The 10,065-nt window shown below is 64.5% G+C and carries 10 protein-coding genes and 1 tRNA gene; 9 read left to right on the forward strand and 2 right to left on the reverse strand.

Going from position 1 to position 10,065, the window contains the following annotated elements; translation table 11 throughout:
- The 6 genes from rnc to nagZ are packed head-to-tail and all read left to right on the forward strand — an operon-like array spanning position 1 to position 4,873.
- On the forward strand, positions 1–771 hold the full coding sequence (gene rnc / locus AC1RQC_RS37110; RefSeq protein WP_020205117.1) for a ribonuclease III: 771 nt from the start codon (positions 1–3) through the stop codon (positions 769–771).
- Positions 768–1,703, forward strand: coding sequence for a GTPase Era (gene era / locus AC1RQC_RS37115; RefSeq protein WP_174425095.1), 936 nt, complete (start codon positions 768–770; stop codon positions 1,701–1,703). Before rnc ends, era begins: the two co-directional genes overlap by 4 nt.
- Positions 1,696–2,574 carry a DNA repair protein RecO gene (gene recO, locus AC1RQC_RS37120; protein ID WP_416049174.1) on the forward strand — a complete coding sequence of 293 codons (879 nt, stop codon included), beginning with the start codon at positions 1,696–1,698 and terminating at the stop codon, positions 2,572–2,574. Before era ends, recO begins: the two co-directional genes overlap by 8 nt.
- A 30-nt stretch (positions 2,575–2,604) precedes the next feature.
- The gene (gene pdxJ / locus AC1RQC_RS37125) at positions 2,605–3,387 is read left to right on the forward strand and encodes a pyridoxine 5'-phosphate synthase (protein ID WP_492374589.1); all 783 of its coding nucleotides are present in this window, start codon (positions 2,605–2,607) and stop codon (positions 3,385–3,387) included.
- On the forward strand, positions 3,384–3,827 hold the full coding sequence (gene acpS, locus AC1RQC_RS37130) for a holo-ACP synthase (RefSeq protein ID WP_492374588.1): 444 nt from the start codon (positions 3,384–3,386) through the stop codon (positions 3,825–3,827). Before pdxJ ends, acpS begins: the two co-directional genes overlap by 4 nt.
- A complete protein-coding gene (gene nagZ, locus AC1RQC_RS37135) occupies positions 3,824–4,873 on the forward strand; it encodes a beta-N-acetylhexosaminidase (protein ID WP_492813842.1) in 1,050 nt (349 codons plus the stop codon). Before acpS ends, nagZ begins: the two co-directional genes overlap by 4 nt.
- Before the next feature lie 110 nt (positions 4,874–4,983).
- On the opposite strand, the gene efp is transcribed toward nagZ, so the two are convergent.
- Entirely contained in the window at positions 4,984–5,544 is a 561-nt protein-coding gene (gene efp, locus AC1RQC_RS37140; RefSeq protein WP_043347839.1) for an elongation factor P, read from the reverse strand.
- A gap of 126 nt (positions 5,545–5,670) precedes the next feature.
- Positions 5,671–6,873 (reverse strand): elongation factor P maturation arginine rhamnosyltransferase EarP, encoded by a 1,203-nt coding sequence (earP, locus tag AC1RQC_RS37145; protein ID WP_492813845.1) that lies wholly within the window; start codon positions 6,871–6,873, stop codon positions 5,671–5,673.
- Between the two features lie 112 nt (positions 6,874–6,985).
- Between earP and uvrC the strand changes: the two genes are divergently transcribed.
- The 3 genes from uvrC to AC1RQC_RS37160 all read left to right on the forward strand — a co-directional run bounded on the left by uvrC (position 6,986) and on the right by AC1RQC_RS37160 (position 10,064).
- Positions 6,986–9,115: an excinuclease ABC subunit UvrC gene (gene uvrC, locus AC1RQC_RS37150; protein ID WP_492813847.1), complete on the forward strand. Its 2,130-nt coding sequence runs from the start codon at positions 6,986–6,988 to the stop codon at positions 9,113–9,115.
- Positions 9,116–9,218: 103 nt separating this feature from the next.
- Positions 9,219–9,821: a CDP-diacylglycerol--glycerol-3-phosphate 3-phosphatidyltransferase gene (gene pgsA / locus AC1RQC_RS37155; protein WP_043347835.1), complete on the forward strand. Its 603-nt coding sequence runs from the start codon at positions 9,219–9,221 to the stop codon at positions 9,819–9,821.
- A gap of 167 nt (positions 9,822–9,988) precedes the next feature.
- Positions 9,989–10,064, forward strand: a tRNA-Gly gene (locus tag AC1RQC_RS37160).
- Position 10,065 lies beyond the last annotated feature (1 nt).

Below are 10,065 nucleotides of genomic sequence, written 5' to 3' on the forward strand. Positions count from 1 at the left end.
ATGAACCTCGATGCCTTGCAGCAACGCCTCGGCTACCGCTTCAGCAAGCCAGAATTGCTGCAGCAGGCGCTGACGCACCGCAGCCACAGTGCCTTGCACAACGAGCGCCTGGAATTCCTGGGCGATTCGGTGCTGAACTGCGCCGTGGCCGATATGCTGTACGGCATGTTCAGCAAGCTCGACGAAGGCGATCTCTCCCGCGTGCGCGCCAACCTGGTCAAGCAGCAGGCGCTGTATGAAATTGCCCAGATGCTGCAGTTGTCCGAAGCGCTGCGCCTGGGCGAGGGCGAACTGAAGAGCGGCGGTTTCCGCCGCCCTTCGATTCTTGCCGATGCGCTGGAAGCCATCGTCGGCGCCGTATTCCTCGATGCCGGCTTCGAAGGTGCGCGCACACTGATCCGCAAGCTCTACATCCCCATCCTCGAGCAGGTGGATCCGCGCACACTGGGCAAGGATGCCAAGACGCTGTTGCAGGAGTACCTGCAAGGCCACAAGATAGCCCTGCCGCAATATAACGTGATCGCCACCCATGGCGCCGCGCATAATCAGCAGTTTGAAGTCGAGTGCACCGTGCCTAAACTGGAAGTGCGGGTGTTCGGTACCGGCGCGTCGCGCCGTGCCGCCGAACAAGCCGCCGCCAAGCTGGCGCTCGACGAGGTGCAAAAACTCGTGCCCCAGTTGCTCAAGCGCAGCCGGGCCGAGCGCACCGGCAAGACGCGCAAGCAGCCGGTGCCGCCCGATCCCCAGTTGTCTCTCAGGTTGAAGGAATGACCGAATCTACCAATCCGCAGCAAGATGCCGCGGGTACCCCAAGCGCAGCCTTTCGTTGCGGCACCGTGGCGATTGTCGGGCGTCCCAACGTCGGCAAGTCCACGCTGATGAACGCGCTGGTTGGCCAGAAGGTCAGCATCACCTCCCGCAAGGCGCAGACCACGCGCCACCGCATCGTTGGCATCCAGACTACCGAGGACGCCCAGTTCGTCTTCGTCGATACGCCGGGTTTCCAGACCCGCCATGCCAGCGCGCTGAACCGCTCGCTGAACCGTGCCGTCACCTCGACCCTGTCGTCGGTGGACCTGGTGCTGTTCGTGGTTGAGGCCGGCTACTACGGCGCCGACGACGAGAAGGTGCTGTCGCTGCTGCCCAAGAAAGTGCCGGTGCTGCTGGTCACCAACAAGCTGGATCGCCTTGGCGCGGACCGGGCCGAGGTGATGATGCCCTTCCTGGAAAAGATGGGGCACCAGTTCCAGTTCGCGGAAGTGGTGCCGATGTCGGCCAAGACCCACGATCACATCGAGCGCTTGCTCGCCATCATCCGGCCTTACTTGCCGGAAGGTGAGCCGATGTACGACGCCGACTCCATGACCGATCGCAGCGAGCGCTTCATGGCCTCGGAGATCATCCGCGAGAAGGTGTTCCGCTGGACCGGCGACGAGCTGCCCTACACCAGCACGGTCATCATCGAGAAATTCGAGACCGAAGGCCGGCTGCGGCGCATCTTTGCCACCATCCTGGTCGAGCGCGATGGGCACAAGGCCATGATCATCGGCAACAAGGGCGCCAAGCTCAAGACCATTTCCACGGAGGCCCGCATCGACATGGAGAAGCTGTTCGACGGCAAGGTCTACCTGGAGATGTTCATCAAGGTCAAGAGCGGCTGGGCCGACAACGAAGCTGGATTGCGCGCCTACGGCTATGAGTGATAGAGCGGGCGGGCCTGCCCTGAAGGCCCGCCGCATTGACCCGGTGGTGGAAGAAGCCGCCGAACTGCTGGGCAGCCATGCCGTGCCTGGCATGGCAGTGGCGGAGCAGCGCGCGATGATGGATCGCGCGTTGCGCATTGTGCCGGCGCGCACCGAGCTGCGCGTCGCCAACCAGCCCGGCTTCGTGCTGCATGCCTGGCCTTACCGCGAAACCAGCCTGATCCTCGACGTGTTCACGCGTGACCACGGGCGCGTCGCCATGGTGGCCAAGGGCGCCAAGCGGCCGCATTCGGCGCTGCGCCCGGTACTCCAGCATTTCCAGCCGATCTCCCTGTCATGGAGCGGCCGCGGCGAGGTCAAGACACTGACGCGCGCGGAGTGGGTTGGCGGCATGCTGCCGCTGGCAAGCGACGCCTTGCTCTCGGGTTTTTATCTCAACGAATTGCTGCTGCGCTTTTGCGCCCGCGAAGACGCCCACGTTACCCTGTTCCGCCAGTACATGGCCACGCTGACCCAGCTCTCGCACGGCGAGCCTGCCGGACTGGTGCTGCGCGGCTTCGAGCGTGTGCTGCTGCAGGAAACCGGCTTTGCGGTGGCTTTCGATGAGTGCGCCAATTCGGGTGAGACGGTCGAGCCGGAGCTGGACTATGTCTACCAGCCCGAGCGGGGCGTGCGTCGCGCGCAGGCCAGCGATCCATCATCCTGGCCGGTGGTTTCCGGGCAGACGCTGCTCGACATGTCGCAGGACGACTATAGCCGTACACAAACTGTCACGCAAAGTCGTGCCCTGATGCGCTTCCTGCTGCATTATTATTTGCAAGGCGCGCCGCTGAAGACGCGCCAGATTTTGATCGACCTGCACTATCTCTGATTTGTTTCCGAGCCTTTAGAGCCCACCCGCATGATCTTCCACGCGCATCCCGGCGTCATCGACCTTGGCGTCAATATCGACCACGTGGCCACGCTGCGCAATGCGCGCGGCACGGTCTATCCCGATCCGATCCAGGCAGCGCTGCAGGCCGAGCAGGCCGGCGCCGACCTGATCACGCTGCACCTGCGCGAAGACCGCCGCCATATCCGCGATGCTGACGTGCACGCGCTGCGCCCGCTGCTGGCCACGCGCATGAACCTGGAGTGCGCGATCACCCAGGAAATGCTCGACATCGCCTGCGGGATCCGTCCGCAGGATGTCTGCCTGGTGCCCGAGCGGCGCGAGGAGGTCACCACCGAAGGCGGCCTGGACGTAGCCGGGCGCTTCGAGCAGGTCAAGGCCGCCTGCCGCCAACTGGCCGATGCGGGCATTCGCGTCTCGCTGTTCATCGATGCGCAGGTAGAGCAGATCGAAGCCGCTGCCGCTTGCGGCGCGCCTGTGGTGGAACTGCACACCGGGCGCTACGCCGATGCGCATTCGGCCGAGGAGCAGGCCGCCGAGCTGCGCCGCGTCGCCGAAGGCGTCGATGCCGGCGTGCGGCTTGGCCTGGTGGTCAACGCCGGCCACGGCCTGCACTACACCAATGTGCAGCCGGTGGCCGCGCTGCATGGCATCAAGGAACTGAATATCGGCCACGCCATCGTCGCGCATGCGGTCTTTGTCGGCTGGCAGAATGCCGTGCGCGAGATGAAGGCCATCATGGTTGCCGCGCGGCTGGGCACTACCTATCCGCGCCCGGACGCCGCAGCGTGATCTACGGCATCGGCACCGACATCATCCAGATCGAGCGCGTGCAGGGCGTGATGGAGCGCACGCGCGGCCGGTTTGCCGAGAAGGTGCTCGGTCCGCAGGAACTCCAGAAGTACCACGCCCGCAAGGCGCGCTCGGAAAAACGCGGGCTCGCTTTCCTGGCCACGCGTTTCGCTGCCAAGGAGGCCTTCTCCAAGGCGATCGGCCTGGGCATGCGCTGGCCGATGACCTGGCGCGCGATGGAGCTGCTGAACCTGCCCTCCGGCGAGCCGTATCCGCATTGCCACGGCGAGCTCGACGCCTGGCTGCGGGAGCGCGGCCTCGTGGTGCGGGTCAGTGTCAGCGACGAACACGATTATGCGGTCGCTTTTGCGATTGCCGAGCCGGGCGGCGCTGGCGTCAGCCTGCCGCTCGCCTCCCAGCCTAGTGAAGAATCCAAATGATCAAGAAGATTTCCGGTAAACGGCCGGGTCCGGTTGTACTCGATGTCAAAGGCAAGCAACTCGATACGGACGATGTCCGCCGCATCTCTCACCCACTGACCGGCGGCGTGATCCTGTTCGCGCGCAACTTCGAGTCGCGCGCGCAACTGCAGGCACTGACGCATGAGATCCGCACCGTGCGCGACGATGTGCTGATCTGCATCGATCACGAGGGTGGCCGGGTGCAGCGCGCCAAGACCGATGGCTTCACGCACCTGCCGGCCATGGCCCGGCTTGGCGCGTTGTGGGACCAGGACGTGCTGGCGGCAACCAAGGCGGCCGTGGCCTGCGGCTACGTGCTGGCGGCCGAGTTGCGCGCGTGCGATATCGACCTGAGCTTCACCCCCGTGCTCGACCTGGACTACGGGCTCAGCGCCGTGATCGGCGACCGTGCCTTCCACGCTGACCCGCGTGTGGTGACCATGCTCGCCAACCACCTGACCCACGGCCTGCTGCTTGCCGGCATGGCCAATTGCGGCAAGCACTTCCCGGGGCACGGCTTTGTGGCCGCGGATTCGCATGTGGCCGTGCCGGTGGACGAGCGCGGCCTTGACGAGATCCTCTCGCAGGATGCGCGCCCTTACGAGTGGATGGGGATGACGCTATCATCGGTGATGCCGGCGCACGTGATCTACCCCAAGGTCGACCCGCACCCGGCCGGCTTCTCTCGCTACTGGCTGCAGGACGTGCTGCGTACCCAGTTGGGCTTCGAAGGCGTGATCTTCAGCGATGACCTGAGCATGGAAGGGGCCAGCGTGGCAGGCACGGTGACCGAGGCTGCGCGTGCTGCCTTGGGCGCCGGATGCGACATGGTGCTGATCTGCAACCATCCGGAGCGGGCCGACCAGTTGCTGGATGAGCTCGATGTGCGTATCGGCAAGACCTCGCAACGCCGTATCCGCCGCCTGTTCGGGCGCCGCAAGCCGCTGGACTGGAACAAGTTGATGCAAGAGGCGGAGTACGCCGCCGCGACGGGCGTGCTCAAGCGCCACGGCCTGATAGCCTGACGCCGCATTCGCCGAAGACCGCTAAGCAGCAGGGAAAAGAAAAGGGCAGCCGAAGCTGCCCTTTTTCCGTTGCGCCACCCGCGCTGCGGATGGCGGCGAATCAGCTGCGCTTAGTTTGCGCGGCTGCGGTATTCGCCGGTACGGGTGTCGATTTCGATCTTGTCGCCGATGCTGCAGAACAGCGGCACTTGCAGCTCGAAGCCGGTGTTGATCTTGGCGCCCTTGAGCACCTTGCCCGACGAGGTGTCGCCCTTGACGGCCGGCTCGGTGTAGGTGATCTCGCGGACCAGCGTGGTCGGCATATCCACCGAGATGGCCTTGTCATTGTAGAACACCACTTCGACGGTCATGCCGTCTTCGAGGTAGTTCAGCGAGTCACCCATGCTGTCCTGCTCGACTTCGTACTGGTTGAAGTCGGTATCCATGAACACGTACATCGGGTCGGCGAAGTACGAGTAGGTGCATTCGCGGCGTTCCAGCATCACGACTTCAAACTTGTCGTCAGCCTTGAAGACGGATTCACCCGGGGCTTCCGTCAGCAGGTTCTTGTACTTCATCTTGACCACGGCGGAGTTGCGGCCCGACTTGTTGTACTCAGCCTTCTGCACGACCATCGGGTCGGTACCGATCATGAATACGTTGCCGACGCGGAGTTCTTGTGCGGTTTTCATCTGAACTATTTCCTGAAAAAGAATGTCTCGGAATTCGGTATGGCGAAGGCGCTCTGCCGACACACTGCGCGCAAGCTTGCGCGGGGCGTTTCCGTCTTCCGGCCTGGTCACCATCAAAATAACCCATTATTTTACCCGATTTTCGCAGAAGGCCACGAGATTTGCGGCCAGGTCGCCGAGGTGCTGCAGGCTGCGCTGCCACTGCTCGGTGGCGGCACCCAGCGCGGGCAGATGGGCGCGCAGGCGCGACCAGTCAGGTGATTCACCATCCTTATTCCAGCTGTGCCAGAAGGTGGAAAGTGCATTGGCAACCTCAATCTGGCCGCTTTGTTCCAGCCGATGCCGGAACAGAGCCAGGAAGGCATCGAGCTTGACCATGTGCGCCGCGTCGGATTGCGGGTAGATATGCCAGACAAAGGGTCGGCCAGCCCACTGCGCGCGCACGAACGAATCCTCGCCACGCACGAAGTTCAGGTCGCATAGCCAGAGCAGTTCATCGTAGTGCTCCTGGCGCACAAAGGGCACCACCTGTACGGTCAGGTTGCCGCGCTCGAAGGCGCTGCCGGGCACGCAACCGGCCGCCCCGAACCACTCGCTTGCCTGTTGCGCCGCCAGGCCGGCCGGAACCAGGCACTGGACGGGGTCTGGGCCATCCCGCCATTGCGCGAGCAGCGCTGGCAAAGCCGCGTTGGCATACGCGAACAGGCTGACTTTCAGCGCGCCGTCGATGGGCTGGAAGCCAAGGCGATGCCAGAGCGCGGCTTGGGCTGCGGGGCTGGTGCGCAGGTGCTCGCGCTGCATGCCGAGCATGGCTTCGCGCAGCAGGCCGCCCGTGCCGGGCTCGAAGCCGGGGAAGAAGAAATACTTGACCAGTGGCAGGCGCGGGTGGGGCGAGGCCATGCCGTGGTGTTCCCTGACCCAGGGCTCGGCGCTCATGTATTCGAGATTGATCCAGGCCGGTTTGGGCTCGCATACAGCCATGGCGGCCAGGAATGTGGCCGGCAGGTCGCAGGCGAAGGACTCGATCACCGCATCGTGCGGCGTGACCCCCGCGAAGCGCGCGGCGCTCTCCTCGGCGCTTTCCTCGTCCGCGCGCCGCCACGGGCGAATCGTCACGCCGGCAAGCACTTGCTCTGGGGCGGCGACGTCGAGGCCTGGCGCAAGGCGCGCGAAGCTGGCTAGGTCGTCCACCCACAGGCGCACGGCGTGGCCGTGTTCCTGGGCCAGCTGGCGTGCCAGCCGCCAGCAGACGCCGATATCGCCATAGTTGTCGATGACGGTGCAGAAGATGTCCCAGGAGCGGATGGCGCGATCGGGCTGAGTGGGCATGGTGGCGGGACTCCGCAAGGATTTGCTCTAAACTTGCGATTTTAGAGCTTGTTGCGCCTTGGCCCTGCCGGGTATGCGCGCCACCGGCCAATCCACGGTCAATTCGCTACCGATGTCCCAGCAGGAACCTGAAACCCACGATCAGGGCGCGTCCGCCTCCACCCAGCCGGATGGGTTGCCCGAGCAGCCGGCCAAGGCGTCCTTGGCGGCCCCTGCCGAACCTGTGTCGGACGCTCCATTCGACGCCAAGGCCGTGATTGCGCAATTGCCCGGCCTGCCCGGGGTCTACCGCTACTTCGATGCCCAGGGCAATGTCCTTTACGTGGGCAAGGCGCGCGACCTGAAAAAACGCGTCTCCAGCTACTTCAACAAGACGCTGCTGTCGCCGCGCATTGCCATGATGGTGGCCAAGATCGTGCGCATCGATACCACGGTGGTGCGCACCGAGGCCGAGGCGCTGCTGCTGGAGAACAACCTGATCAAGGCGCTGGCGCCGCGCTACAACATCCTGTTCCGCGACGACAAGTCGTATCCGTTCGTCAAGCTGACCAGCCATTGCTTCCCGCGCATGGCCTACTACCGCGGCGCCACCGACCGCAAGCATCAGTATTTCGGGCCGTTCCCCAGCGCGGGCGCTGTGCGGGAGAGCATGCAGATCCTGCAGCGCGTGTTCCAGTTGCGTACCTGCGAGGACACCGTCTTTACCAATCGCACGCGGCCATGCCTGCTGCATCAGATCCACCGTTGCACCGGGCCTTGCGTGGGCGCCATCAGCGAGGCGGATTACACGCGCGATGTCAGCAACGCGGCGCGCTTCTTGCAAGGCCGTCAGAACGAGGTGCTCGAAGGCTTGCAGGCGAAGATGGAAGAGCACGCCGGGCGGCTGGAGTTCGAGCAGGCGGCGGCGGTGCGCGACCAGATCGGCGCGCTGTCCACCGTGCTCAAGCGGCAGGCCGTGGAGGAGGTCGGGCAGTCCAGCGATATCGACGTGCTTGCGGTAGCGGTGGAGGGTGGCCGTGCGTGCGTCAACCTGGCGATGGTGCGCGGCGGCCGCCATCTTGGCGACAAGGCGTATTTCCCGGCGCACGTCGAGGAGGGCGCGATGATTGTCGGGCACCAGGACGAGGATGCCGGTGCCAGCGCGCCAATCGAGCCTGGCGTTGCAGCTGGCGAAGGCGCGGCAGCGCTCGGCGGCCCGGCCGGCATACCGGTCGAGCGCATCGCCGCCGAGGTGCTGTCCGCCTTCATGGCGCAGCACTATCTGGACCAGGCCGTGCCGCCGATCCTGGTGGTGAGCCACCTGCCGCCGGACAAGGCCCTATTGGAGGCATTGTCGATGCAGGCGGGGCGCAAGGTCACGCTGGTGCGCCAGCCGCAGGGGCAGCGCCGGTCCTGGCTCGAGATGGCGCAGAAAGGCGCCGAGCTGGCGCTGTCGCGCCGCCTGGCTGAGCAAGGCAGCCAGCAGGCCCGTACGCGCGCGCTGGCCGAGACAATCGGCATCGACATGGAAGACCTCGCTTTGCTGCGGGTCGAATGCTTCGACATCAGCCACACCGCTGGCGAGGCCACGCAAGCGTCTTGCGTGGTCTTCCACCATCATGAAATGCAGAACGCCGAGTACCGCCGCTACAACATCCAGGACATCACGCCTGGCGACGACTACGCCGCTATGCGTCAGGTGCTGACCCGCCGCTACCAGAAGCTGGTGGAGATGCTGGAGCAGGCGCCGGCGCAGGAGCCCGTCCCCGAGGGGGGCGAGCAAGGCGGCGAGGCGGGGGCGTCCGGTGCGCTGGCGCTGGTGCCGAACGTGGTGCTGATCGATGGCGGCAAGGGCCAGGTGGAGGTTGCGCGCCAGGTGTTCGAGGAGCTTGGCCTCGATATCGGGTTGTTGGTCGGCGTGGCCAAGGGCGAGGGCCGCAAGGTCGGGCTGGAGACGCTGATCTTCGCCGATGGCCGCCCTTCGCTGGAGCTGGGGCAGGGCAGTGCGGCACTGATGCTGGTGGCGCAGATTCGCGACGAGGCGCACCGTTTTGCCATTACCGGCATGCGCGCGCGCCGCGCCAAGGTGCGCAACACCTCGCGGCTGGAGGAGATCGAGGGCGTCGGCGCCCGCCGCCGGCAGAAGCTGCTCACGCGCTTTGGCGGCCTGCGCGGGGTGGTCGCGGCCAGCATCGACGAATTGGCCAGCGTCGATGGCATCTCGCACGCGCTGGCCGAGGAAATCTATCGGCAGCTACATTGATCCGGCCAAATCCGATGCCAATGTGGCAGGAAATGCTCGGCCATCGTTGAAATAGGCGACAATCTCGGCGTTGCCCATTGCCGTCGTCTCGTTCCGAGCCCCCATGCCGCTGAATATACCGATCCTGCTGACCTGGCTCCGTGTTGCCATGATTCCCCTCGTGGTGGGCGTGTACTACCTGCCTGAAGCATGGCTGCCCATGCATGCCAAGAACATGACGGCAGCCGGTTTTTTCATCGTGGCCGCGGTCACAGACTGGCTGGACGGTTTCCTGGCCAGGCGCTGGAACCAGACGTCTTCCTTTGGCGCCTTTCTCGATCCGGTCGCCGACAAGCTGATGGTGGCGGCCGCGCTGCTGTCGCTGCTGGCGCTGGGCCGGGTGGCCGACCTGATCGCGCTGGTGATCATTGGCCGGGAGATCACCATCTCCGCGCTGCGCGAGTGGATGGCGCAGATCGGGGCGTCGAAGAGCGTCGCGGTGAATTTCCTCGGCAAGCTCAAGACCACCTTCCAGATGATCGCGATCCCTTTGCTGCTCTTCAACGATAGCCTGTTCGGCATCGTCGATGCTTCCGTGCTGGGCGCATGGCTGATCTATGTGGCGGCGGTGCTGACCCTGTGGTCGATGTTCTATTACATGAAGCTGGCGTGGCCGCAGATTCGCGAGCGCAGTGGCTTGAGTGGCGAGGCCACCGCACAAAAGTGATGGTTCGATGAAAAATATGCTTGACGACCACGCCGCTGATTTGCAATAATCCTGTTCTCGCTTCTGACGAAACAAACCGAACGAAGCGAAAAGCAGCAAGAATGTAGCGAGATGTGAGCGGTATCGGCACAGAAGCTGTGTTTTAAGTAAGAAGTTAGCAGGATCCTGCGGGAGTAGCTCAGTTGGTAGAGCGCAACCTTGCCAAGGTTGAGGTCGCGAGTTCGAGCCTCGTCTCCCGCTCCAG

The sequence above is a fragment of the Cupriavidus sp. GW822-FHT03E04 genome, from assembly GCF_058801495.1.

What these genes read in the sequence shown, in the direction of transcription:
- uvrC (WP_492813847.1), top strand. Translation starts at nt 6,986, where the DNA reads ATGTCCCAGCAGGAACCTGAAACCCACGATCAGGGCGCGTCCGCCTCC.
- earP (WP_492813845.1), bottom strand. Translation starts at nt 6,873, where the DNA reads ATGCCCACTCAGCCCGATCGCGCCATCCGCTCCTGGGACATCTTCTGC.
- pdxJ (WP_492374589.1), top strand. Translation starts at nt 2,605, where the DNA reads ATGATCTTCCACGCGCATCCCGGCGTCATCGACCTTGGCGTCAATATC.
- efp (WP_043347839.1), bottom strand. Translation starts at nt 5,544, where the DNA reads ATGAAAACCGCACAAGAACTCCGCGTCGGCAACGTATTCATGATCGGT.
- rnc (WP_020205117.1), top strand. Translation starts at nt 1, where the DNA reads ATGAACCTCGATGCCTTGCAGCAACGCCTCGGCTACCGCTTCAGCAAG.
- era (WP_174425095.1), top strand. Translation starts at nt 768, where the DNA reads ATGACCGAATCTACCAATCCGCAGCAAGATGCCGCGGGTACCCCAAGC.
- nagZ (WP_492813842.1), top strand. Translation starts at nt 3,824, where the DNA reads ATGATCAAGAAGATTTCCGGTAAACGGCCGGGTCCGGTTGTACTCGAT.
- recO (WP_416049174.1), top strand. Translation starts at nt 1,696, where the DNA reads ATGAGTGATAGAGCGGGCGGGCCTGCCCTGAAGGCCCGCCGCATTGAC.
- pgsA (WP_043347835.1), top strand. Translation starts at nt 9,219, where the DNA reads ATGCCGCTGAATATACCGATCCTGCTGACCTGGCTCCGTGTTGCCATG.